21 protein-coding genes and 1 tRNA gene are annotated in these 24,475 nt (G+C 69.9%); 8 read left to right on the top strand and 14 right to left on the bottom strand.

Translation table 11 applies throughout. From position 1 onward, the window contains the following. Positions 1-60: 60 nt before the first annotated feature. From ACP15J_RS00935 to leuS, 3 genes are all read right to left on the bottom strand, one after another. Positions 61-2,523 carry a ComEC/Rec2 family competence protein gene (locus tag ACP15J_RS00935; RefSeq protein ID WP_424935884.1) on the bottom strand — a complete coding sequence of 821 codons (2,463 nt, stop codon included), beginning with the start codon at positions 2,521-2,523 and terminating at the stop codon, positions 61-63. Further along, positions 2,520-3,197, bottom strand: coding sequence for a ComEA family DNA-binding protein (locus tag ACP15J_RS00930; protein WP_424935885.1), 678 nt, complete (start codon positions 3,195-3,197; stop codon positions 2,520-2,522). Before ACP15J_RS00930 ends, ACP15J_RS00935 begins: the two co-directional genes overlap by 4 nt. A 176-nt stretch (positions 3,198-3,373) precedes the next feature. Then, positions 3,374-5,956 carry a leucine--tRNA ligase gene (leuS, locus tag ACP15J_RS00925; RefSeq protein ID WP_424935886.1) on the bottom strand — a complete coding sequence of 861 codons (2,583 nt, stop codon included), beginning with the start codon at positions 5,954-5,956 and terminating at the stop codon, positions 3,374-3,376. Positions 5,957-6,108: 152 nt separating this feature from the next. Between leuS and ACP15J_RS00920 the strand changes: the two genes are divergently transcribed. From ACP15J_RS00920 to ACP15J_RS00910, 3 genes are read left to right on the top strand one after another with little or no spacing between them, the layout of a single operon-like run. After that, entirely contained in the window at positions 6,109-7,137 is a 1,029-nt protein-coding gene (locus tag ACP15J_RS00920; protein WP_424935887.1) for an App1 family protein, read from the top strand. 11 nt (positions 7,138-7,148) lie between these two features. Beyond that, complete coding sequence (locus ACP15J_RS00915) at positions 7,149-8,027, top strand: 3-methyladenine DNA glycosylase (protein ID WP_424935888.1); 879 nt, start codon at positions 7,149-7,151, stop codon at positions 8,025-8,027. A gap of 44 nt (positions 8,028-8,071) precedes the next feature. Further along, on the top strand, positions 8,072-9,337 hold the full coding sequence (locus ACP15J_RS00910; RefSeq protein WP_424980820.1) for a threonine/serine exporter family protein: 1,266 nt from the start codon (positions 8,072-8,074) through the stop codon (positions 9,335-9,337). Here ACP15J_RS00910 and ACP15J_RS00905 read toward each other — a convergent pair. After that, positions 9,306-10,430, bottom strand: coding sequence for an NAD(P)-binding domain-containing protein (locus ACP15J_RS00905; protein ID WP_424935890.1), 1,125 nt, complete (start codon positions 10,428-10,430; stop codon positions 9,306-9,308). The two genes, ACP15J_RS00910 and ACP15J_RS00905, sit on opposite strands and share 32 nt — an antisense overlap. A 193-nt stretch (positions 10,431-10,623) precedes the next feature. On the opposite strand from ACP15J_RS00905, the gene ACP15J_RS00900 reads away from it, so the two are divergent. The 4 genes from ACP15J_RS00900 to ACP15J_RS00885 all read left to right on the top strand — a co-directional run bounded on the left by ACP15J_RS00900 (position 10,624) and on the right by ACP15J_RS00885 (position 14,239). Then, positions 10,624-10,696: transfer RNA gene (locus ACP15J_RS00900), tRNA-Ala, on the top strand. 70 nt (positions 10,697-10,766) lie between these two features. Then, the gene (locus tag ACP15J_RS00895; protein ID WP_424935891.1) at positions 10,767-12,353 is read left to right on the top strand and encodes a hypothetical protein; all 1,587 of its coding nucleotides are present in this window, start codon (positions 10,767-10,769) and stop codon (positions 12,351-12,353) included. A gap of 102 nt (positions 12,354-12,455) precedes the next feature. Further along, positions 12,456-13,376 (top strand): ABC transporter ATP-binding protein, encoded by a 921-nt coding sequence (locus ACP15J_RS00890; RefSeq protein WP_424935892.1) that lies wholly within the window; start codon positions 12,456-12,458, stop codon positions 13,374-13,376. A gap of 17 nt (positions 13,377-13,393) precedes the next feature. Next, positions 13,394-14,239, top strand: coding sequence for a hypothetical protein (locus tag ACP15J_RS00885; RefSeq protein ID WP_424935893.1), 846 nt, complete (start codon positions 13,394-13,396; stop codon positions 14,237-14,239). A 92-nt stretch (positions 14,240-14,331) separates the two neighbouring features. On the opposite strand, the gene rsfS is transcribed toward ACP15J_RS00885, so the two are convergent. From rsfS to rplU, 9 genes are all read right to left on the bottom strand, one after another. Further along, complete coding sequence (gene rsfS, locus ACP15J_RS00880) at positions 14,332-14,706, bottom strand: ribosome silencing factor (protein ID WP_424935894.1); 375 nt, start codon at positions 14,704-14,706, stop codon at positions 14,332-14,334. Then, on the bottom strand, positions 14,706-16,211 hold the full coding sequence (locus tag ACP15J_RS00875) for a hypothetical protein (RefSeq protein ID WP_424935895.1): 1,506 nt from the start codon (positions 16,209-16,211) through the stop codon (positions 14,706-14,708). The genes rsfS and ACP15J_RS00875 overlap by 1 nt, the downstream gene beginning before the upstream one ends. After that, the gene (nadD, locus tag ACP15J_RS00870; protein ID WP_424935896.1) at positions 16,208-16,804 is read right to left on the bottom strand and encodes a nicotinate-nucleotide adenylyltransferase; all 597 of its coding nucleotides are present in this window, start codon (positions 16,802-16,804) and stop codon (positions 16,208-16,210) included. The genes ACP15J_RS00875 and nadD overlap by 4 nt, the downstream gene beginning before the upstream one ends. A 9-nt stretch (positions 16,805-16,813) precedes the next feature. Further along, positions 16,814-17,041 (bottom strand): hypothetical protein, encoded by a 228-nt coding sequence (locus tag ACP15J_RS00865; RefSeq protein WP_197219825.1) that lies wholly within the window; start codon positions 17,039-17,041, stop codon positions 16,814-16,816. Between the two features lie 49 nt (positions 17,042-17,090). After that, positions 17,091-18,350, bottom strand: coding sequence for a glutamate-5-semialdehyde dehydrogenase (locus tag ACP15J_RS00860; protein WP_424980859.1), 1,260 nt, complete (start codon positions 18,348-18,350; stop codon positions 17,091-17,093). A 125-nt stretch (positions 18,351-18,475) separates the two neighbouring features. Further along, the gene (gene proB / locus ACP15J_RS00855) at positions 18,476-19,267 is read right to left on the bottom strand and encodes a glutamate 5-kinase (RefSeq protein WP_424935898.1); all 792 of its coding nucleotides are present in this window, start codon (positions 19,265-19,267) and stop codon (positions 18,476-18,478) included. Continuing rightward, positions 19,264-20,787: a GTPase ObgE gene (gene obgE, locus ACP15J_RS00850; protein ID WP_424935899.1), complete on the bottom strand. Its 1,524-nt coding sequence runs from the start codon at positions 20,785-20,787 to the stop codon at positions 19,264-19,266. The genes proB and obgE overlap by 4 nt, the downstream gene beginning before the upstream one ends. A gap of 73 nt (positions 20,788-20,860) precedes the next feature. Further along, the gene (gene rpmA, locus ACP15J_RS00845) at positions 20,861-21,118 is read right to left on the bottom strand and encodes a 50S ribosomal protein L27 (protein ID WP_424935900.1); all 258 of its coding nucleotides are present in this window, start codon (positions 21,116-21,118) and stop codon (positions 20,861-20,863) included. A gap of 19 nt (positions 21,119-21,137) precedes the next feature. Beyond that, positions 21,138-21,446, bottom strand: coding sequence for a 50S ribosomal protein L21 (rplU, locus tag ACP15J_RS00840; RefSeq protein WP_424935901.1), 309 nt, complete (start codon positions 21,444-21,446; stop codon positions 21,138-21,140). Positions 21,447-21,688: 242 nt separating this feature from the next. Between rplU and ACP15J_RS00835 the strand changes: the two genes are divergently transcribed. Beyond that, a complete protein-coding gene (locus tag ACP15J_RS00835) occupies positions 21,689-21,952 on the top strand; it encodes a DUF4031 domain-containing protein (protein ID WP_424935902.1) in 264 nt (87 codons plus the stop codon). On the opposite strand, the gene ACP15J_RS00830 is transcribed toward ACP15J_RS00835, so the two are convergent. After that, positions 21,926-24,466 carry an Rne/Rng family ribonuclease gene (locus ACP15J_RS00830; protein WP_424935903.1) on the bottom strand — a complete coding sequence of 847 codons (2,541 nt, stop codon included), beginning with the start codon at positions 24,464-24,466 and terminating at the stop codon, positions 21,926-21,928. The genes ACP15J_RS00835 and ACP15J_RS00830 overlap by 27 nt on opposite strands. Positions 24,467-24,475: the final 9 nt, after the last annotated feature.

Here is a 24,475-nt window from a genome sequence, read left to right as displayed (position 1 = left end):
ACCTGGGCCATCCCGTCGCTCGGGCCGAGATCGCGGAGCTGCGCGCCCCGGACTCGATCCCTAGGGCGATCGTTCCGTCCAGACGCGCAGCGCGCCGTTCGCTGCGCTGACGAGCGTCATGCCCGACTCGTCCGTGCGGATCGTCCTCGCTCCCAAGCGTTCGAGAAGCGCCAGCGTCTCTGCCCTCGGATGTCCGTAGCTGTTGTCTTTGCCCGACGAGACCACGGCGAGCGATGGCGCAAGCCGCTCATAGAATCCAGGGTCCTGATCGGCGCTACCGTGATGCGAGACCTTCACCACTGCCGTCTCGCTCAGGCGCGCCCGCCGTCCCAGCGCGGCCTGCGCCGATGCCGACAGATCGCCGAGGAAGATCGATGACGGCACTCCCCCGCCCTCGACCGTGAGGACGACGCTCTGGTCATTCCCCGGTGCGAAGGCCCTCTCTCCCGGCTTCGGCCAGAGCACACGCCATCGCGCGTCCCCCAGCGCATCCTGTTGCCCGGCTTCGGCGGCGAGGACCCGCGCTCCGCCGTCGTGCAGCGTCCGGATGAGGCGCTCGTCGGCGGTGCCCGTCGGCGGGCCGTGCATCACAGTGCCCACGCGCCCCACGAGGATCCGTGCCGCGCCGACATGGTCGAGGTCGAAGTGCGTGAGCACCAGCAGATCCAGTCGATCGACGTGGAGACGATCCAGGCACGCACGCAGCGCCTCCGGCTCCGGCCCCGTGTCGACGAGCATGACCTGCCCCGCGCTGCGGACGAGGACCGCGTCGCCCTGCCCGACATCACATGCGGCGACGGCCCAGTCCTGCGGTCTGGACAGCCACCCGATCGGACCTTCCACGGCGACCTGGCCGATTCCGAGACCGACGGCGATGGCAACGATCGCGCCGGACGCGATGCCGACCACGCGCGCTCCGACGGCTCGCCGTGCCGAGAAAGCGCCAGCTCCGTCGCTCCGAGGAACGCGCGGGACGATCACGCGAACCATGGCCGTGCCGAGCACCGCCATGATCAGCGCGGCAGGGACGCCGGCACCGACGCCGACCGTGGCGAACGGCATGCTCGCCGTCGTCTGCGCCGTCGCGGCGATCCATGCCGAGGGCAGCCAGGCGGTCGCCGCGAGGAGATCGGCGACCGGCGGCAGGGGCAAGGCCAAGCAGGCGAGGAGCCCGAGCACGGTGGCCACCGGAGCGGCCGGCGCCGCGAGGAGATTCGCCACGACGCCGACGAGTGACTGTCGGTCTGCGAAGAGCGCGATGATCGGAGCGCACACGAGCTGGGCCGAGAGCGGGACGGCGATGACGGTCGCCAGCGGGGCGGGGATCCATCGCTCCAGACCCCGCACGAGCGGCGGAGCGAGCAGGATCAGGCCCGCGGTCGCCGTCGCCGAGAGCGCGAACCCGGGCGACGTGCTCAGCCACGGGTCGAGGACCAGCAGCACGGTGACCGCGAGGAGAAGCACCGGAAGGCCGGCCCTCGGCCGGCCGAGGAGCAGGCAGAGCATCGCGAGGCCCGCCATGGTCGCGGCCCTGACCACGCTGGGCTCGGGAGTCACCAGGACGACGAAGGCGGAGAGCATGACGCCGGCGAGGAGGACGCGCGTTCGCCGTCCTCCCCCGGCGAACGCGACCGCCCAGAACCCGGCGGCGGTCACCAACGCGCAGTTGCTGCCGGACACGGCCGTCAGATGGGAGAGACCGCTGGCGACCATCGCCGTGTCGAGCTCCTCGCCGACCAGCCTGGTGTCGCCGACGGCGAGGCCAGGGAGCAGGCCCGCGCCCGGGGCCGGCAGTCGCTCCGCCCTGGACACGAAAGCCTCGCGCACGTCCGCGGCGATCCTCGCGACCGGCGGACCGCCCGACAGCACCTCGGGCGTGCCGTCGGCGAAGAGGACAAGGACCGCCTTCTCACCTTCGTCCGCGTCGACCGTCCGCGCGTCGATGCGTAGCTCGCTTCCCGGGGCGATCCGGGTACGCCCGTCGTCGGATCTCATGCCGACCCGAACGGGCACCCGCACCTCGTGTCTCTCGCCCTGCGCCCCCAGTCGTACGGTCTCCGCGTCTGCCCACGTGCGGCCGTCCGCCCCGAGAGCCGGCATCGAGGTGATGCGGAGCTCTGCCGTCACTGCTCGATCACTCCAGCTCCGAGCGGCCTCACGGGAGGGGAGCCCTGTCCAGACGATCGTCGCGACGCCCGCGACAACGGCCGCGCAGACCACGGTCAGCCCGAGCCATCGGAGGACGGAGACGGGAAGCCGCCGCGCTCGAAAGCGCTGTGCGCACCCGGGCCGAACCCCGCCGAGCACCCGGGCGACCCACGGAGCGACCGCGGGGACGAGCGCCGCCCCGCCGGCCAGCGCCCCGCCGGCCAGCGCCGCCGTGGATGCGGACGCCGGGCAGAGCGTCACGATCATCGCCGCCGCCCAGGCGGCGATCGCGACAGGAAACATGCGGAGGTCCCGGCGTCCCCCGGTCCTCGTCAGGGCCGCGAGAGCTCCGTGTCCGTCACGCTCCTCCGTCATACACGCACTCTGTCCCTGATCCCGGCGAGCAGCTTGTCGCCGATCCCGGGGACCGCCAGCAGATCGTCGACCGAGGTGAACCGCCCGTTCGCCTCACGCCACTCGATGATCCGCGCGGCAATCGCCGGACCGACCCTCGGCAGCGTGTCGAGAGTCGCGACATCCGCCGAGTTGAGGTCCACGATGCCGCCTGCGGTTCCCGTTCCTCCGCTCCCCGGGAGCGTGGCGCCTCCGGACGGCTCCTCACCCGAGCCCTCCGCCCCGATGACGATCTGCTCGCCGTCTGTCACCACCCGCGCGAGATTGACGCTCCGCAGATCGGCACCGTCAGCCGTGCCGCCCGCCGCTGCCACCGCCTCGGCGACTCGCGCATTCTCGTCCAGGGCATAGAGGCCCGGCCTGACCACCGCGCCGAGGACGTGCACGTAGACGAGGGAGACGGCCGTGCCCGAGCCCGCCACGGCCGTCGGTGCGGCCCCGGAGATCGTCTCGGCAGGACTCTGCTGCGCCCGCCAGAGCGCGACGCCGACGGTTCCGGACAGCACCACGAGAGCCAGCACGATCGCCGCACCGATGCCGAGGCGCCACCGAGGCCGCGCCGAGCGCACGCCGAGTCCACCCTCGACCGCCTCATCGGCGGCGCCGGAGAGGGGAGGGTCGGATCCGGCTGCCATCCTGCGACGCTAGCCATCCGCTTCTCAGAGCGGAGACACGTCCGCACGATCCGAGGACAACGGCCCCGCCGTGTTCACGGTGCAGGAGTCAAAAATCCTTCCGACAGGACTCCGGTGTCCTGCCGGCGCCCGCAGGCGACCATCGTGACGCCTGCGCACGAGCCGGTCCTGGCAGGTCATCCCTTGACGGCGAAGCTCACGACCTTCGGCGCGCGAACGATGACCCGGAGAATCTGCTTGCCCGCAAGAGCCCGCTGGACCTTCTCGTCGGCGCGCGCGAGCGCCTCCAGCTCCTCGTCGCCGATGCGCGCCGGGACCTCGAGCGTCGCACGGACCTTGCCGTTGACCTGCACAGCGGTGGTGACCGTGTCCTCGACCAGCAGAACGGGATCGGCCTGCTGCCAGAGGACGAGACCGACCGAGGGCTCGTGCCCCAGAGCCTCCCACATCTCCTCGGCCGTGTGGGGCGCGACCAGATCGAGCATGACAGCCAGCGTCTCGGTCGCCTCGCGGACCGCCGGATCTGCCGCTCCTGCGCCGGAGTCGATCGTCTTGCGCACGGCGTTGACCAGCTCCATGAGACGTGCGACGAGGACGTTGAACTTGGTCTGCTCGACGAGAGCGGGAGCATCGGCCAAGAGACGGTGGGTGGCGCGGCGGAGCGTCGCATCCCCGCCGTCGAACACGGCGCCGACCGGCGCCTCCACCTCGTGCGCGATGCGCAGCGCGCGGGCGAGGAACTTCTGCGCGCCGGTGGTGGAGACGTCGTTCCAGTCCTTGTCGTCCTCCACCGGCCCGGCAAAGGCCAGCGCCACACGCAGCGCGTCGGCGCCATAAGCCTCCAGCTCCTCCTGGAAGAGGACGAGGTTCCCCTTGCTCTTGGACATCTTGGCGCCGTCGAGGATCACCATGCCCTGGTTGATCAGACTGGAGAACGGCTCCGTGAAGTCGATCAGCCCCATGTCGAACAGCACCTTGGTGATGAACCGGGCGTAGAGCAGGTGCAGGATCGCGTGCTCGACACCGCCGATGTAGGAGTCCACCGGCGCCCAGCGGCGTGCCTCGGCAGGGTCGAACGCCACCGTGTCGCTCTGCGCGGAGAGGAAGCGCAGGAAGTACCAGGAGCTGTCGACGAACGTGTCCATGGTGTCCGGGTCGCGCAGCGCAGGCTCCCCCGTCGCAGGGTCGACCGTGCGGACCCAGCTCTCGGCAGCTCCCAGAGGCGATGTCCCCTGAGGAGCGAGGTCCAGTCCCTCGACGCTCGGGAGGCGCACCGGCAGGCTCTCCTCAGGGACGGGGGTGATCGATCCGTCCTCTCGATGCAGCATCGGGATCGGAGTCCCCCAGAAGCGCTGACGCGAGATCAGCCAGTCCCTTAGGCGATAGTTCTTCGCCGCCCGCCCCGTGCCCGCGGCCTGCAGCGTCTCGATCGCACGGGCGATGGCGTTGCGCTTGGACAGCCCGTCCAACGGGCCGGAGTTGATCATCCGGCCTTCGCCGGTGAGCGCGACCCCGGTCTTCGCCGGATGGTGATCGTCGAGCAGATCCGCGGGGCCGATGGGAGCGCCGTCCTCGTCCACCTCGATCGTCGGCACGGCGCCGGTGATCGGCGCGGTCGTGTCGACGACCACCTTCACCGGCAGGTCGAACGCCCTGGCGAAGTCGAGATCGCGCTGATCGTGCGCGGGCACGGCCATGACCGCGCCATGCCCGTAATCGGCCAGCACATAGTCGGCAGCCCAGATCGGCAGCCGTTCCCCGTTCACCGGGTTGATCGCGTAGTGCTCCAGGAACACGCCGGTCTTGGGCCGATCCGTCGACTGCCGATCGATCTCGCTCGTCTTCTGCACCTGTGCGAGGTAGTCCTGGAAACGCGTCCGCACCTCGGGAGAGGCCGAAGCGGCGAGCTCAGCGGCCAGGTCCGAGTCCGGGGCCACGACGAAGAAGGTCGCACCGTGCAGGGTGTCCGGACGGGTGGAGAACACCGTCACCACACCTTCGCGACCTTCGATCACGAAGTCCACGTCGGCACCGACCGAGCGTCCGATCCAGTTCCGCTGCATCTGCAGCACCTTGTGCGGCCAGAAGCCCTCGAGCTGGTTCAGGTCGTCGAGCAGGCGATCGGCATAGTCCGTGATCCGGAAGTACCACTGCGTGAGGTTCTTCTTCACGACCTCGGCCCCGCAGCGCTCGCACCGGCCGTCGACGACCTGCTCGTTCGCGAGCACCGTCTGGTCGTTCGGGCACCAGTTCACCGGGCTCTTCTTGCGGTAGGCCAGCCCCCGCTCGTACAGCTTCAGGAACAGCCACTGGTTCCAGCGGTAGTACTCCTCGTCAGAGGTGTGCAGCTCACGGCTCCAGTCAAAGGAGACCCCGTAGGCCTTGAACCCTTCCTTCTGCTGAGCGATGTTCTGGTAGGTCCATTCGCGGGGGTCGGCGCCACGGCGGATCGCGGCGTTCTCGGCCGGCAGGCCGAAGGAGTCCCATCCCACCGGGTTGAGCACGTTGTGCCCACGGTGTCGCCAGAAGCGCGCGACGATGTCGGAGTAGAGATAGTTCTCCGCATGCCCCATGTGCAGATCACCCGACGGATAGGGGAACATCGCCAACACGTACTTGCGGGGACGGGCGTCCTCGGCTCCCCCGGCCTCGAAGGTCGCGTTCTCCGTCCAGTACCTCTGCCACTTCGCCTGGAGCGCGTGGGCCGACAGGGGCTCTTCGACGGGCGCGGCGGCGGGGGGCGACGGCTTCTCAGACAACGAAAGGACCTATCTCTGCAAGGCGGAAAACCCCGGATCGAGGGAGATTCCAGACTATCCCAGCCCGAAGCCGGCACTCGCCGCCGCCCTCCGCTGCACACGGCCTCCTGTTCGTCGACGACGGTCGCCATCGCATGAAAGACTGAGGGGCGATGTCCTCTCCTCGTCCCCGATCCGAGCGGATCCACTGGTTCGCCCGCCTGGAGCACCGCTTCCACGCATGGCGCGAACGGCGTGCTCGCCGGCGCGGTCGCGCGGCGAGCGTCCTTCCGTTCCCCGGATACGGCGGGCACGGCTGGGTCCGTGTGCTGGGGCGCGTGCTGATCGTCCGCCCACGACACCGGACACCGGGCGGCGAGTACGCGAGTGTGCGCGGCTGGCGCAGCTTCGTCGGAATCCCGGTGAGCTTCTCGACGGTCCGGATCACGATCGGCGGCCACACGCATGAGGTCACCGCTGATCGTGGCGGGGTGGTCGACTGCCGGATCGAGGCGGACCTCACCCCCGGCTGGCAGGTCGTCACGATGTCGGTGGAGGGACAGGAGCCGGTCGAGGCCAGGGTCTTCGTCGTCCGGGAGGACGTCGCCTTCGGGGTCGTCTCGGACGTCGACGACACCGTCATGGTCACTGCCCTTCCCCGGCCTCTGGTCGCGGCGTGGAACTCCTTCGTCGTGGACGAGCACGCGCGGATTCCCGTGCCGGGTATGGCGGTGCTGCTCGAACGCGTGATGCGTGAGAACCCCGGCGCGCCGATGGTGTACCTCTCCACCGGCGCCTGGAACATCGCGCCGACCCTGACTCGTTTCCTCACCCGGCATCTCTTCCCGGCCGGCGCGATCCTGCTCACCGACTGGGGTCCGACCCACGACCGCTGGTTCCGCAGCGGCAAGGAGCACAAGCTCGCCAACCTGCGCCGGCTCGCGACCGAGTTCCCCCGAGTGCGGTGGCTGCTGATCGGCGACGACGGACAGCACGACGAGGCGATCTACTCACAGTTCCTCGCCGAGCATCCGGACGCGGTCGCGGGTATCGCCATCCGTCGGCTCCTTCCCGCCGAGGCCGTGCTCGCCGGCGGACGTGCTGTCGTCGACGACCACTCCGAGGAGGCCGTGCCCTGGGTGAGCGCCGAAGACGGCGCCGGAATCCTGGAGAAGCTCGTCGAGGCCGGGATCGTCCGCTGAGCGGTCGCCTCATGTCCCTGGATCGCACCGTCCTCGCGGCCGCCGAATGGCACGCGCGCGCCGAGTCTCATGCGGAGCGCGCGGACCGGCTCACCGCGGCCCATCGCGAGCGCACGGCAAGGGGCGAGAGGCATCCGGTCTGGGACTTCCTCTTCACCTACTACTCGTATCGCCCGTCGCAGCTGCGGCGCTGGCATCCCGGTGCAGGAGTCGAACTGACCGACGCCGGGGAGCGAGTCTCCTGGCGGTGGTATTCCCCGGGTGCGGCAGGCGGCTCTGCCGCGCCCGACTCCGCGGCGTTCGCGGACGAGAAGCCCGAGCTCGCCGCGCTGATCGAACGGATCCTGCGCCGGACGGCCGCACGCCCCGGGCAGTTCGGCTGCTTCGGTCTGCACGAGTGGGCGATGGTCTACCGCGCCGAGGAGCATCGTCACCCCGTGCCGCTCAGGCTGGGCGCTGCCGGCACCGACGCCGTGGTCGAAACGCATGACCTGCGTTGCACCCACTTCGACGCGTTCCGGTTCTTCACCCCCGACGCGGCCCAACGCAACCGTCTCGCCCCGACCCGCGAGTCCCAGCCGATGTCGGAGCAGCCCGGATGCCTGCACGCGGGGATGGACGTCTACAAGTGGGCGATGAAGCTCGGGCCGCTCGTTCCCGGTGAGCTCCTGCTCGACGCCTTCGAGCTCGCGCGCGACATCCGTCTGCTCGACATGGAGGCCGCGCCCTACGATCTGTCGGCCTGGGGCGTGCGCCCGGTACCGATCGAGACCACCCAAGGAAAAGCTGAGTACGTGCGCCGGCAACGAGACTTCGCGGCGCGCGCGAACGCCCTGCGTCGTGCTGTCCTGACGGCCTGGCTCGGCGCGCCCTCGACTCCGGGGCACTGAGAACGTCATCGTGCGCGGGCCGTCGGAGCTCTACGATCTCTCTGATGCCTAGCTCCGTCTCTTCGTCCGCCGAGGTCGTCCTCGGCGCCCTCGGCGCCCTCCTCCTGGACGGAGGAGTCTCGGTCACGGACGTTCGCGGAACCCTGGAACGGGCGAGCACGGTCACGGCCGCCGAGGAACGGCTGGAGTTCGCGGTCCTGCCACAGCAGGTCCTCGTCAGCCGTACTGGGATCCCGGGGTCGACGACAATCAGCACTGCGACCGGTCGCGACCTGTCCTTCCGCCAGGCGGCCCACGCCAGTCGTCTCGCGCGTCGCGTGGAGGCCGGACGGATCGGCCTCCACGCGACCCCGCACCACATCGACCGGATCCGGGCGATCCGTCGCCGTCATCCCGCTCTGCAGCGCGTCCTCGGGGGAGCGCTTCTGTCCGCCGGTCTCGGGGTGCTCTTCCGCTGCCCGTGGTGGTCCATCGCACTCGTCCTTCTCGTCGGAGCCGTCGTCGGCAGCATCATCGTCATGGCCGAGCGCTTCCGCTCGGCCGCTGCGGTGGTGCCGTTCGTCGTCGCGTTCCTCTCCACGGTCGCCGTGGGCACCGCGGCGGCGGTCCTCGGAATCGGGAACGTCCCGCTCTTCGCCGTCTGCGCACCGATCGCCATCCTTGTTCCCGGCGCACTGATCACCAACGCCCTCCTGGAACTCACAGCGGCAGACATCGTCACCGGCGCCTCACGACTGATCTACGGACTCATCCTGCTCGCCTTCATGGCCGCGGGGATCTTCGCCGGCGCCACGATCACCGGCTTGCGCATCGATCCCGAGTCGGCGGCTCTCGTCGGTGAGACAGCGCGAGTGGTCGGCCAGCCGGGATGGGCGGCCGTACCGCCGCTCTGGCTCTCCTGGATCGGAGTGGTCGTGCTGGCCGTCGGGGTCGGTCTCTCCTTCGGCTCAGGGTTCCGCCTGACCATGGCGACCGTGTTGATCATGATCGGCACCTATTCCGCGCTCATGCTGCTGTCGCCGATGACAGGGAGCACGATCGCAACCGGTGTGACCGCCGCGCTCCTCTTCCTCGCCGCACGGGTGGTCGAGCGCGCGACGCTCGCGGTCCCGGCAACCGTCTCCTTCCAGCCTGCTTTCCTCCTGCTCGTCCCGGGGACAGTAGGGCTCGTCGCACTCGCGTCCTTCGACGCGCAGGCCCTCGCCGCGGCGCCGCTCATCTTCGTGAGCCTCTGCATCGGCACGAAGGTCGGAGCCCTCGCCGCCGATGCCACCGGCATCAGCCGCCACCTGACGCTCGACGCTCGCTGACCGCGTCCTGTGCACCCGATGGCTTCCAGATCATGACCGGCGCCTCGGACGCCGCCAGGAACTGGCGGACGCCTCGGGCGGCCGTCCGCCCCGCACGGTTGGCGCCGATCGTGCTCGCCGACGGGCCGTAGCCGACAAGCTGGATGCGCGCGTCCGTCGCCGCAGTCGTGCCCCGGCCCGCGTGGTCGAGCGGGATCCCGCCCGCCGCGCTGCGCAAGCGCAGAGGGGCGAGGTGCCCGATCGCGGGCCGGAACCCGGTCGCCCAGAGGATCACGTCGACCGGCACGAACGAGCCGTCCGACCACCGCACCCCGTCCGGCTCGATCCGTGCGAACATCGGTCGGCGAGCCGCGTAGACCCCCAGACGTTCCGCCTCGCGCTCCTGTGCGCGCAGTGCGAGCCCGGTGACGCTCACGACGCTCTCCGGCGGCAGCCCCTGGGCGACCCGCTGCTCCACGAGCGCGACGGCCGCCGCTCCCGCCTCGGGTGTGAAGTCGTCGGTGCGCCACACCGGCTCGCGTCGAGTGACCCACGTCGTCTCGGCGATCGGTGCCAGCGCGCCGAGGAACTGGACAGCCGAGGCCCCTCCGCCGACCACCAGGACGCGACGGCCCCGAAAATGCTCAGGCCCTGGATAGTGCGCCGTGTGGAGCTGCTCTCCGAGGAAGCTCCCGGCGCCCGGGTAGTGGGGAACGAAGGGCCGGGTCCAGGTGCCCGTCGCGTTGACGAGCGTCCTGGCCTTCCACTCTCCGGCATCGGCATGGACCACGAGGACACCTTCGTCGTCGGTCACCCTGTCCACTCTCACCGGACGGATGACAGGGAGCGCATGCGTCCGCTCGTAATGCGCAAAGGAATCGGGGACGACCTGGTTGGCGCGACGCCCGTCCCGCGGAGGACGGGTCGCGCCCGGCAGCTCGGCGACGCCATGCACGTCTGTCATGGTCAAGGCGTCCCAGCGATGCTGCCATGCACCGCCGGGGGCGGCATTCGCATCGAGCACGACATGATCGACGCCGAGCCTACGCAGGTGATAGGAGGCGGAGAGCCCCGCCTGCCCCGCGCCGATGACGATGCTCTGGAGGGTGCTCACACGAGGGTGCAACGCCGCGCCGTCCTGCACTGTTCCGCCGTACCGGGGCAGAGCGGCGTGGCGAGGCAGCGGTGCCTCGGCAGCTGCTCGGCGATGACACGCCCGGCTCCGCGTTCCCGGAGACGGATTGGCGCCGCTCTCGACGCATGTAGTACGCTGAACAAGTTGTCGCGGAAGTCCGCGAGCAGCACATGGGCCTGTGGCGCAGCTGGTAGCGCACCTGCATGGCATGCAGGGGGTCAGGGGTTCGAGTCCCCTCAGGTCCACGTCAAAACCCTCGGGAGACCGGGGGTTTTCTCGCGTCAGGGCACATCCGACGCACACCATGGAGGGATCGTGGAGGCCGAACAGCGAGGATGGAGCGGGCAGCGACCCCTCCCGCATGCCGCCCGATGGACCTCGGCCCTCTCGGTGGCCGGTCCCGTCGCGCTGGCGCTGGCACTCGCGGCGTGGCTGAGCGCGATGCAGCCCCTCTGGCGGGACGAGTACGCGACTCGACAGTACGCAGCGCTGGATATCGGCGACATGATGGCCGCGACCTCGCACGTCGATGCCGTGATCGCTCCGTACTACGCGCTCGTCCACCTGTTCTCCGGCCTCACCGGTCTCGACACCGGCATGCGGATCTGGTCGGCGCTGGCCTTCGGCGGCGCCGTCGCGGCGCTCGGCGCCCTCGCTCTGCGCTGGTGGGGGCGGGCAGCAGCGGTGACGGCAGGCACAATGCTCGCCGTCAACGGAGCGGCGCTCTCCCAGGCAGCCAACGCCCGACCGTACACGCTCGCGCTCTGCGCCGTCTCGTTGGCGACGCTCCTCCTCGACCGCGCGCTCTGCGAAGACCTCGGGCCATCGGCACGGATCGGCGCCTGGACCGGATATGCGGTCACCGGAGTCTTCGCCGTGCTCATGCAGCCGTTCGCAGCGACGGCGATCGTCGCGACAATGCTCCTCACCCGCTCCCGGCGCGCCCTGCTCACCTGGACCGCCGCAAGCGCGCCCTGGGCGGCGGCGACGCTGCTTCTGCTGGGGAGCGCGCGATCGCAGGGCGGACAGATCGAGTGGGTCGCGCCGATCGACGCGGACACGGTGTCGTGGGCTGTCGCGAAGGCCGCGGGAATGACCGGCAGAGGTTTCGCCGCTCCGGTGACCATGATCGCCGTGATGGTATTGATGGGTCTGCTCACGGTGGTCGTGGCATCGCCTCGCCGTCCTGCCGCGTTGGCCGTGGCGCTCGTCGCGACACCGGTCGTGATCCTCGTCCTCGTCTCCGTCATCGTGCAGCCGGCGGTGAGCTGGCGCTATCTGCTCTGGATCTCTCTAGGAGTCGCGCTCCTCGCCGGCGCGGCGGTCGGGGCCGTCACTCGCGCGCGCCGCGATCCGGTCCGTCGACGACGACATGCACCGGACCTTCTCGTCGCACGCCTCCTCGCCGGGGCTCTGGCGATCGGCCTCGTCGGAGCGACGGGCTGGCACACCGTCTCTGTACTGACGACGCCGCCATCCCCGAGAGACGACTTTCCGGCGGCCGTCTCGCATATCCAGGCCGACGCCCGCGTCGGCGATCTCCTCATCGTCCAGCAGCGCTATGGTCAGGGAGGAGTCGCGCTGGGCTTCGCACTCTCCGCCGGGGACGATGATTTCGTCCAGGAGATCGAGGCCGACTCGGTCCGGGGTCCGCGGGCGCCTCTCGCCCTCCGGATCGTGACCAGCGTGGATCCGCTCCGTACCGTGCCCTGGAGCGGGGAGAACGCTGACATCGCCGTCGACACGGACCGGGCGCTCTGGGTGGTAGGGGTCTCCTCTCCCCGGCGCGAGGACCCGTCTTCACTCCCGACGCCCGTCGCCTCTTGCTATCGCGAGGCCGACGAGAGCTCCCGTATCGACATCCCCGCCACCCGCCTGTACCGCATTCCCTGCGGCCGATGATGCCGCTTGAAGAGCCTGCGGTCTCCTCCTCCGACCGGGGGATCGAGAAATCATCCGCTGGGTGGATGAGCACCCGTCCCCTTGGTTCATAGACTCGGTCATATGATCACGGCAGAACACCTGTCCAAGCGTTTCGGGGCGAAGACCGCGGTCGACGACGTCTCGTTCGTGCTGCAGCCCGGGACGGTCACGGGGTTCCTCGGACCGAACGGTGCGGGGAAGTCGACCACGATGCGGATGCTCCTCGGTCTGGACCGGCCTGACGAGGGCCGCGTGCAGGTGAACGGACGCCCGTTCGCGACGTACTCGGCCCCGATGACCGAGGTCGGCGCGTTGCTGGACGCATCGGCGGTGAACCCCCGCCGCACCGCCCGCGCTCATCTTCGGATGCTCGCCGCGACCAACGGGATCGGCCACGCCAGGGTGGACGAGGTGCTGGACCTCACCGGCCTGTCCCCCGCCGCCCGTCGCCGCGTCGGCGGGTTCTCCCTCGGCATGCGGCAACGCCTCGGAATCGCCGCGAGCGTCCTCGGCGACCCGCACACGATCCTCCTCGACGAGCCGGTAAACGGCCTCGACCCCGAAGGAGTGCTCTGGATCCGCTCCTTCGTCCGCTCCCTCGCCGCCGAAGGACGCACCGTCCTGCTCTCCTCCCATCTGATGAGCGAGGTCTCCCAGACCGCAGATCGCGTCATCGTCCTCGGTCGGGGACGGATCCTCGCCGACGCCCCCATCTCCGACTTCCTGGGATCCGCCGGTCGCGATCGCATCCGCGTCCACGCCTCCGACCCGGCCACGCTCGCCGAGCGGCTCCGCGCCGAGGGCGGGATCGTCACGACGACCGACGACGGCGCACTCGAGGTCGAGGGGATACCCGCCGCACGCATCGCCCGCCACGCGGCCGCTCTCGACCTCGATCTCCACGAGCTCTCCCCTCAACGGGCATCCCTCGAAGAGGCCTATCTGGCCCTCACCGACAACGCCGTCGAATACCGCACCCACCCGGCCACCGCAGCGGCCTGAACGATCGCGAACGAAAAATGACCTCTCTCAGCTCACCCGCCACGCCGGGACCGTCCACCACCGCGGGCGCCGTCGTCCCGCCCTACCGCTCCCAGGCCGGCCCCGCCCGGATCACTTTCGGACGTCTCGTCCGCGCCGAGACCATCGCCCTCTTCAGCCTGCGCTCCACCCATGTCGTCCTGCTGATCGGCGGCGGTCTCTCCTTCGCGCTCTCGTTCCTCGCGACCCTGAGCTTCTCTGCCTCCGGCCTGACGGAGGCACCGTTCTTCTCCTTTGCCACCATCGGTCTGCTGTTCGCGCAGATCGCCGCGACGATGACCGGTGCGGGCCTTTACGCCAAGGAGCACTCCTCCGGCTCACTCCGCACGCAGTTCGCGGCGGCCCCTCGCCGTGTGCGGACGATGCTGGCCAAGGCGGCCACGCTCTTCGTCTCGATCTTCGTCCTCGGGGTCATTCTGCTCGTGCTCTCTCTCGCCGCGTCGGCTGTGGTCTTCGTCGTCGGCGGTCGCACGATCGCCTTCGACCTCGGCGTCCTCCTTCCGATCGTCGTCGGGGGTGCCGCGGTGCTCGCCCTCACGAGCGTGCTCGGTCTCGGCGTGGCCGCGATCGTCCGTTCCGAGGCGTTGACCATCACGATCGTGCTCGTGCTGCTGCTCGTCCTTCCCGTGCTGCTGACGCTCGCGGCCGAGCAGGAGTGGGCGCGGGTCCTCTCCGACCTGATGTTCTCGCACGCGACCGCGACACTGACCCAGCCGATCGACGCCGTTCGCGACGTCCTGGCACGGGACATCCTGATCACGATCACCTGGCCCGCCGCGGCGCTGGCGATCGGCACCGCAGCCGTCGCCCGACGCGACGCCTGAGGCCGCCCATAGGACGCCGCCATGCCGAAGGCCCTGTCTCCGCAGAGAGCGCAGGGCCTTCGGTGTTCCCGTGCCGAGGAGAAGGACGCCGGTCAGTCGGTGGCACCCTGAACGGACGGGACCGGAAGGACCGGGCAGTCTTTCCACAGCCGCTCCAGACCGTAGTAGACCCTTTCCTGCTCGTGGAAGACGTGGACGATGAGATCGCCGAAGTCGAGCAGCACCCAGCGAGCCTCGGCGCGTCCCTCACGACGGACGCGCTTGTGCCCTGCCGCCACGAGACGATCCTCGATCTCATCGGCGATCGCAGCGACGTTGCGCTCGCTGTTGCCGGTCACGAGGAGAAACACGTCGACGAGAGGAAGCGGCTCCGAGACATCGAGAGCGATCAGATCCTCCCCACCTTTCGACGCCGCGGCCTCGGCCGCGATCCTGAGCATCTCGTTCGCCGCCGCAGAGGACTGCATCAAGAGAAGGCTCCTGTCGTGATGGCGACGATCAACGCACCCACCAGTGCGACGGCGAGGGCTCCCGCCGTGATCGTGAGAGCGACCATCAGCCGGTTGCTCTTCTCCGGCTCCGCAGGGCGGATCACCTCACCGGCGGGCTTGATGGTGCTGATCGCGGCGCTGGCGGCGATGGGCGTCGGCGAAGACGCCGGAGGAAGCTCGCCGTCGATGAGCAACGCGTCGACCTCCTTGCCGTCAGCCGTCCCCTTCGCATGCCCCTGAGATCCCAGCCCCTCCGGCAGCTCATAGCTCCCGGTCACGAGGATCTCGCCCGTCGAAGCCACCGGACCGGAGAGGGAGGGGCCGCCCGGCTGCTGGAAGATCAACGCGTTCGGGGCCGCATGCTGCGACCCGGCGCTGTCGGTCGACAGCAGATCGTCGAAGGAGCGGGGCGTAGGGCGGCTCACCTCCCCTGCGTTCTCGCCGGAGTCGAGGACCGCGGCCCCGAAGCCCTCGGTGACGACCGGCGACGACGTGACGCGACCGCGGGGCTCCGGAGCGGACAGGATCGGCTCCTCCCTCGGAGGGATCCGCTCAGGCCGCGGAGGAATGCGCTCCGTCCACGACGAAGAGTGCTCCTCCACCGGCGGGGTTCGATCCGCCGGTGCGGACGTCCGCTCGTCGTCTGCCGGGAAGACCGGATCGGTGGCCGACGAGGCGGGGAAGAGGGGCGCAGCGGCGGAACGGACAGGTGATGCAGGATCGACCGCTGCCTTTGGCAGGACGGGGTCCTCTTCCGCGTGTCCGGGAGCGGTGTCCTGCGCCGGATCAACGGCAGGGGCCGTGGCCGTCGGAACCGGTGTCGAGCCCGCTCGGGCGTCACGACGACGCACCGCCTCGAAAACCGAGGAGCTCTCGACCGCCGGGGGCTCCTCGGATTCCACCGACCAGGAGAGGAACGCCGAGACAGGTGGCAAGGCGTCGACGTTCTCGACCTGCTCTTCCGCGTCCGCGTCTACGCTCTCGGGGACTCCCGTCTCCGCCTCGGCCGGGGTGTCTGGAGGGAGAAGGAATGCGGCGGGCCGCTCACCGGCGTCCACCGGCACGGCGTCGTCCGCGCCATCCGCGTCGGCGACAGGGACGGGGGCGGTACGGACCCGCTCGCGGACGGCACGGCGGGTCAGCGGTCGCCTCGCCCCTTCGTCCGGCGCCGCGGAGGAGACCTCCGGTGCCGTGCCCGCGGCGACGACGGGCGGGGCCGGCGCGGTGGAATCGGCGGGACTTCCGGCGAACAACGGCTCCGCCGCGTCGGACGCCGAGGGCATCAGGGGGGCGGCGTCCTGCGAGGACGGTGGCGGGGTCGCCGGCGTGGCTGCGGCGTCGGCCCGATCGCGCTCCCGCCGGGCGGCGCGGGCTTCGTGCGCCTGTTCCTCGGTGATGACCGCGGTCGCACCGGTGAGACGCGCCTCCCGCAGCTGCTTGCGCGTCAGCGGGGCCCCTCCGTGCTGATCCGATGTGCTCATGCCTTGCTCCGATACAGATGATGCTTCGCGATGTACTGGACAACACCGTCCGGGACGAGATACCAGACGGGATTGCCGGCCTCGACCCGTGCGCGACAGTCTGTCGACGAGATCGACAGGGCCGGAACCTCCAGCTGACTCACGTCGTCGCTCGGGAGCCCGTCCGTGCTGAGGACGTGCCCTGGTCGGGAGACAGCGACGAAATGGGCCAGATCCCAGAGTTCATCATGATCCCTCCAGCTGAGAATCTGCGCCACGGCATCCGCGCCCGTGATGAAGAAGAGCTCCGCGTCCGGGCGCTCCCGCTTGAGGTCCCGCAGCGTGTCGATCGTGTAGGTCGGCCCCTCGCGATCGATGTCGACGCGGCTCACCGTGAACGACGGATTGGATGCGGTGGCGATCACCGTCATGAGATAGCGATGCTCGCTGGGGGTGACGTCGCTCTTCTGCCAGGGGCGGCCCGTGGGGACGAAGACGACCTCGTCGAGCCCGAAGGAGTGCGCGACCTCGCTGGCAGCGACGAGATGGCCGTGGTGGATCGGGTCGAACGTTCCCCCCATCACACCGATGCGAGGTGCGCGCGACGTCGTCATTCTCGCGACCTAGTGGCCGTGCCCCGCTCCGTGACCGTCCTTGCCGTGCTCGGCGGCCCATGCCTCGGCCTTGGCCGAGTGACGGTTGGCGACATTGCGGTATGAGAAGGTGACGAGCCCGAGGAGAGCGAACACGGCGGCCGCGATGATCCCGAAGACGACCGTCTCCAGCGCCACGTTCCCTCCGTGGGACTCGGCTTCGGACGCGACCAGCGCGAGGTGGGCAGCGAGGTTCATCGATTCTCCAAGGGGTGACCGGGCGGGGTACGCGCCTCCATTCTAGTCCTCAGGCCCGGGTCTGCCCGCTTCCGCGCGCCAACCACTTCGTGCTGGTCAGCTCGGTCAATCCCATCGGCCCTCTGGCATGGAGTTTCTGGGTCGAGATGCCCACTTCCGCCCCGAAGCCGAACTCACCGCCATCGGTGAAACGGGTGGATGCGTTGACTATCACCACGGCGGAGTCGACCTCGGCGAGGAAACGGTCGGCGTTCCGGGAGTCGGTGGTGACGATCGCCTCCGTGTGTCCCGTGCTGTAGGAACGGATGTGATCGAGCGCTTCGTCGAGCGAGTCGACCACGCGCATCGCGAGGTCGAGACTCAGATACTCCGTCGCCCAGTCCTCCTCGGTCGCCGGGACGATCCCCGACGCGAGCGCGGCGACCGTCTGGTCACCGTGAACCGTCACGCCATGGGCGTCCAGAGCATCGACGATCCCCGGGATCAGCCGTTCTGCCGCAGCTCTGAGGACCAGGACCGTCTCCACGGCGTTGCAGACGCTCGGGCGCTGCACCTTCGCGTTCACCACGATCTCTCGCGCCCAGTCCTCGGGGGCGGTCTCGTCGAGCACGACATGCACGTTGCCCGCACCGGTCTCGATCACCGGCACGGTGGACTCCGTCACCACCGTCTCGATGAGCGCTGCACTGCCGCGCGGTACGAGGACGTCGATCAGCCCGCGAGCCTGCATCAGGGCATGAGCGCCGTCACGGCCGAAGTCGTCGACGGTCTGGACGGCTTCCGGCGTGACCCCCACACCCGCCAGCGCGTCGCGCATGATCCCGACGAGCACCGTGTTGGACGCGCGCGCCGCGCTCCCGCCACGGAGAACCACGGCGTTCGCGGAGCGGAGGGCGAGCGCGGCGATGTCCACGGTGACATTCGGACGGGCCTCGTAGATGACGCCGACGACGCCGAACGGCACCCGCACCTGCTCCAGCGCGACGCCGTTGGGGAGTCGGTGCCCGCCCACGACCTGGCCCACCGGATCGGCAAGACGCGCGATGTCCCTGACCGCGGCCGCCAGCGCCACGATCCGCTGCTCGTCGAGCCGGAGCCGATCCAGGAGAGCGTCACCGATGCCCTCCCCCCGCCCGCGATCCAGATCCGTGGCGTTGGCGGCCACGATCTCCTCCGTCCGCTGCTCGAGGCCGAGAGCGATGGCCTCCAGCGCGCGAGCCCTGTCCCCGCTCGTGAGCCGGGCGATCTCTCGGGCCGCGTCCTTGGCCCGACGCATCCGCGTCGTCGGATCGTCGATCGCGCCGGACATATCGACGGATGCGGAGGCGGTCACGACGGAGTCGGCGGTCATCCCGCCAGCATAGCGAGGGCTCGGCCCTCGAGAACGGCGCAAGGACCATGGGAACGCAGCGCGACGGACCTGCGCAACGGAGGTCAGGCGAGCGCGGAGACCGGCTCGAACCAGGTCCCGACCTGGTCGCCGGCAAGGGCTTGCGCCACCAGGTCGGCGCTGGTGACCAGCACTCCGACCCCCGATGCCGAGGCAAGGCGTGCGGCTGACGCTTTCGTCGCCGCTCCGCCTGTGCCGACGCCGTTCACGACGCTGGCGCCGAACTCCAGCCCGGAGAGGTCCGCGCCGGCGGGGATCACGTCCAGCGGCTCGGCCGTCGGGTCCGACGGCGGCTTCGTGTACAGGGAATCGACGTCGCTGAGAAGCACGAGGGCATCAGCACCGATCAGCTGCGCCACGAGCGCTCCGAGCCGGTCGTTGTCGCCGAACCGGATCTCCTGCGTCGCGACCGTGTCGTTCTCGTTCACGATCGGCAGCACACGCAGACCCAGCAGCCGTTCCATCGCGCGACGGGCATTGCTCCGGGACGTCGGATGCTCCAGGTCGCCCGTGGTGAGCAGGACCTGCCCTGCGACGATCCCGTGCGGCTGCAACGCCTGTTGGTAGCGGTAGACGAGCACGTTCTGCCCGACGGCGGCGGCCGCCTGCTGCGTGGCGAGGTCGGTCGGCCTGGCGTCGAGCTGAAGGAGGGGGATCCCGGACGCGATCGCGCCGGAGGAGACGAGGACGACCTCCGCTCCGCGCGCATGTGTGGCCGCGAGGGCGTCGACGATCACCGGGATCCGCCAGGCCGACTCGCCGCTGATCGACGAGGAGCCGACCTTCACGACGATCCGCTCCGCCGACGCGAGCTCGCCGCGGGTGTGCGCGCTCACGCCTCGCCCTCTGGACGCTCGGCACCGCGACCGGCCTCCTTGGCCGCGAGGCGCTCGGCCTCGAGCTCGGCACGGGCAGCGGCCTTCGCGTCCATGCGCTCGTGGTAACGCTCGCGCCGCTGGCTCGTGGTCCGACGGGTGTTCGGGTCGAACCGGGAGTCCAGGCCTCGCGGCGCGGTGATGAGCTCGGCCGCCGAGGTCATCGATGGCTCCCAGTCGAACACGATGCTGTCGCCGGGGCCGATCACGACCGTGGAGCCGGCCGTCGCGCCGAGCCGGAAGAGCTCGTCCTCGACGCCGAGCTTCTCCAGCCTGTCTGCGAGAAAGCCCACCGCCTCCTCGTTCTGGAAGTCGGTCTGCTGTACCCAGCGCACCGGCTTCTCCCCGAGGATCCGGTAGATGTTGCCGTATGTGCCGCCCTCGACACGGATCTCAAAGTCCTTCACCGCTCCCCTGGGCCGGATCACGATCCGCTCCCTCGGCACCTCGACCGCCTGCAGCGTCCTGTGCTCCTCGACGATCTCGCCGAGTGCGAAGGTGAGCGGACGCAGCCCTTCGTGCGAGGCGGCGGAGATCTCGAACACACGGAAGCCGCGGGACTCGAGCTCCGGCCGGACGAGGTCGGCGAGGTCGCGCGCCTCGGGGACGTCGATCTTGTTCAGCGCGACGAGCTGAGGGCGGTCCCGGAGCGGGACCTGCCCCTCCGGAACCTCGTAGGCGGCAAGCTCGGCGAGGATGACGTCGAGATCCGTCAGCGGGTCACGGCCAGGCTCGAGCGTCGCGCAGTCGAGCACGTGCAGGAGCGCGGAGCAGCGCTCGACGTGTCGGAGGAAGTCGAGGCCGAGTCCCTTGCCTTCGCTTGCGCCCTCGATGAGCCCCGGGACATCGGCGACGGTGTAGCGGACGTCGCCCGCCTGAACGACGCCGAGGTTGGGGTGAAGGGTGGTGAAGGGGTAGTCGGCGATCTTGGGCCTGGCCGCTGAGAGCGCCGCGATCAGGCTCGACTTGCCTGCCGAGGGGAAGCCGACCAGGGCCACGTCGGCCACCGTCTTGAGCTCGAGGACGACATCGCCCTCGAAACCCGGCGTGCCGAGCAGGGCGAAGCCGGGGGCCTTGCGCTTGGGTGTGGCGAGCGCCGCATTCCCCAGCCCTCCTCGTCCTCCCGGCGCGACGACGAAACGCTCGCCAGGGACGATCATGTCGGCGAGGACGTCGCCGACGGGAGACTTCACCACGGTTCCCACCGGCACAGGGAGCACGAGCTCCTCCCCCATCGCGCCCGAACGGTGGTCACCCATTCCGAAGCCGCCGTTTCCCGCCGAGCGATGCGGCGAGTGATGATAAGACAGCAATGTCGTCACCTGAGGGTCGGCGAGAAGCACGACGTCGCCGCCGTCCCCGCCGTTGCCGCCGTCCGGCCCCCCGAGCGGCTTGAACTTCTCCCGGTGCACCGACACGCAGCCGTTGCCGCCCTTGCCCGCGCGCAGGTGCAGCGTCACGGTGTCGACGAAGGTGACCATGTCGGAATCTCCTCGGGGATACGCGGACGGGGCGAGCCGAAGCCCGCCCCGTCCGGATGTCTCGCTGTGCTGCTTACTCGGCGCCGGCGACGATGTTGACGACCTTGCGGCCGCCCTTCGTGCCGAACTGCACCGCGCCTGCGGCCAGAGCGAACAGCGTGTCGTCGCCACCACGGCCGACGTTGACGCCGGGGTGGAAGTGCGTGCCGCGCTGGCGGACGATGATCTCGCCGGCGTTGACGGTCTGTCCGCCGAAGCGCTTCACGCCGAGTCGCTGCGCGTTGGAGTCACGCCCGTTGCGGGTCGAGCTCGCGCCCTTTTTGTGTGCCATCTCTCAGCCTCTTCCGTGCTTACTTGATGCCGGTGATCTTGACGCGCGTGAGGTCCTGACGGTGACCCTGGCGCTTCTTGTAGCCGGTCTTGTTCTTGAACTTCTGGATGACGATCTTCGGGCCGCGGAGGTTGCCGATGACCTCGGCGGTGACCTTCACCTTCGCGAGCGCGGCGGCGTCGGTGGTGACCTTGTCGCCGTCGACGAGGAGAAGAGCCGGCAGCTCGATCTTCTCGCCCTGGGCAGCCTTCTGACGGTCAAGCTGGACGATCGTGCCGACCTCGACCTTCTCCTGCCGACCGCCGGCGCGCACTACTGCGTAAACCACTTCACACCTGTTTCATTGGGGAGCCCTGCAGCTCCGTACTCTCACGGGAAGACTGTGCCTGCTTCGCGCCACAGCAGAGGGAACCGCAGTGGCGGGCGCGATGGCTTTCCGCGCGCCCGAGTGGGACAGACGGCACGGTGCACCAAGGAGCTACTTTACCGGATGTTCCGGGAGTCCTGCAAAGTCGACGACCCGTGTCGCGGTCCGCGTCCTACCCTCCGACCCGCGCGTAGGATCGCGGGATGACGATCCTCATCGACGAGCCGGTATGGCCGGCACACGGCAGGCTCTGGGCCCATCTGGTCAGCGATGAGAGCATCGATGAGCTGCACGCCTTCGCCACGGCACACGACCTCCCCCGCCGGTCCTTCGATCTCGACCACTACGACGTCCCCGCTGAGGCCGTGGCAGGGCTGATCGCCGGCGGCGCGGAACACGTCACCAGCAAACAGCTCGTGCGGAGGTTGATCGCCTCAGGATTACGCGTCCCCAGACGCGACCGCTGAAGCGGCCGGGTCGGAGCCGATTGCCGACGCCGCTCCGTCCGCGCCGTCCGAAGCGTGCACGACCGCGGTTCCCGCGGACAACGCCGCGGTGGTCACCCGGCGCCTGCTGCGTCCCTGCCCCGGCGCCTTCGGCTCGGGGAGCGCGTCCAGCACCGAGTCCAGCAGCTGCTCGGTCTCGGTGCGCGGTCCTTTGCGCTCGGAGCGCTTCTTGCGGGACTTCTTCGGCCGGTCAGCGGCAGCAGCCTCGGCAGGCGGCAGCACGGCCACGGCCGTGACCTCGTCACTCTCGGGGGCCGCGACGATGGTCGACGCGGCGATCTGCGCGAGCGCAGACTTCGCACCCTCGGGGATGCCGTGCGTCCCCCCGTTGCCGCTCGCGGCAGGAGCCTGTGGCGCCTGCTGCTGGCCGTTGCCGTTCCCGCCGCGCTGACGGCGGCCGGAGCCGCCGGATGCCGCGGCGCGATGCTTCACGACGGGGTCGTGATGCACGATGATGCCACGCCCCGCACAGACCTCGCACGCCTCGCTGAAGGTCTCCAGGAGGCCGAGGCCCAGCTTCTTGCGCGTCATCTGCACGAGTCCGAGCGAGGTGACCTCGGCGACCTGGTGCTTCGTACGGTCGCGACTCAGGCACTCCACGAGACGACGGAGGACGAGGTCCCGGTTGGACTCGAGCACCATGTCGATGAAGTCCACGACGATGATCCCGCCGATATCGCGCAGACGCAGCTGGCGGACGATCTCCTCGGCCGCCTCGAGGTTGTTCTTGGTGACGGTCTCCTCGAGGTTCCCGCCCGAGCCCACGAACTTGCCGGTGTTGACGTCGACCACGGTCATCGCCTCGGTGCGATCGATCACGAGCGAGCCGCCCGAGGGCAGCCAGACCTTGCGATCCAGCGCCTTCTCGATCTGCTCGGTGATCCGGAACGCGTCGAACGGGTCGACGTCGTCCTCGTAGGCCTCGACACGCTCGAGGAGGTCGGGGGCGACGCTCTCGAGGTACGTGCGGATCGTACGGCCCGCATCGGCACCCTGGATCAGCATCTTCGTGAAGTCCTCGTTGAAGACGTCACGGACGATCTTCACGAGCAGATCGGGCTCGGCGTGGAGGAGAGCGGGCGCCTGCTGCGTCTCGACCTGCTTCTGGATGTGCTCCCACTGCGCGGTCAGGCGGTGGACGTCCCTGGTCAGCTGTTCCTCGGTCGCCCCCTCCGCCGCTGTGCGCACGATCACGCCGGAGGACTCGGGGAGGACCTCCTTGAGGATGCGCTTCAGGCGCGCTCTCTCGGTGTCGGGGAGCTTGCGAGAGATGCCGTTCATCGACCCGTTCGGCACGTACACGAGGTACCGTCCGGGGAGCGAGATCTGGCTCGTGAGGCGCGCACCCTTGTGTCCCACAGGGTCCTTGGTGACCTGGACGAGAACTCTGTCGCCCGGTTTGAGCGCGAGCTCGATGCGCCGTGGCTGGTTGCCGGTCTCGACGCCGTCCCAGTCCACCTCTCCCGAGTACAGCACGGCGTTGCGTCCGCGACCGATGTCGACGAACGCGGCCTCCATGCTCGGGAGCACGTTCTGCACGCGACCGAGGTAGACGTTGCCGATGAGTGAGGCATCCTGATTCCGGGCGACGTAATGCTCCACGAGCACGTTGTCCTCGAGCACCGCGATCTGCGTGCGCCCGTTCTTCGACCGGACGACCATCTCACGGTCGACCGCCTCCCGACGGGCGAGGAACTCGGCCTCGGTCACGACCGGACGACGGCGCCCGGCATCACGGCCGTCGCGGCGGCGCTGCTTCTTCGCCTCGAGACGGGTCGACCCCTTGATCCGCTGCGGCTCGGTGACGTACTCCACGACGCGCTGACGCTGGCGGGGCTGATCCTCACGGGGCTCGTCGCCCTCTCCTCCACCGCGGCGGCGACGGCCGCGACGCCCGGCGCCCGCGGGCTCCTCGATGTCCTTCGACGGACGGGCCGGCAAGGGCGCGACCTCGGGGGCATAGAAATGCAGCTGCGTCGAGACCCGCGAGACGAACACCTCGGGCAGAAGACCGAGCGTGACCGCCGTCACCGGCTCCTGCTTCTGCTCCGACGAGACGGTCTCGACACGCGCAGAGACACCCTTCGAGCTCTCGATGCCGGCGATGCCGTCCGCCTCAGACGTCCCGTCTGCCCCGTTCGCAGACACAGCCGGCGCGGCGTCGGCGGACCCGGCCACCGGCGGCTCGTCCTCGGGACCGACCTCGGCCGCCGGCGGCGCGGTCTCGCTCTCGGTCCACGCCCCGTTCTGCGCCTCCGGCTCGGCCGAGGAAGCGGCGTCCGGCTCGTCGGAGATGCTCTCCTCGGGACGCGTCACCTCTGTCGGCATCTCCCCGGCGTCGCCCTCTGCCTCGACGGGCGAGGCGCCGGAGCCCCCCGGCGTGTCCGGCTCGGTCTCTCCCGCACCGGCCGGATCTACCGGCAGCAGCGCATCGAGGTCGAGGGTAGGGGTGTTGTCATTGTTCTCGTCGGCCATCTCTGGCGT

The sequence above is a fragment of the Microbacterium sp. S308A+ genome (genome assembly GCF_049800815.1).
Lineage (GTDB): Bacteria > Actinomycetota > Actinomycetes > Actinomycetales > Microbacteriaceae > Microbacterium.
The sequence above is the reverse complement of the archived record's forward strand: the minus strand, read 5'-3'. Positions and strand labels throughout refer to the sequence as shown.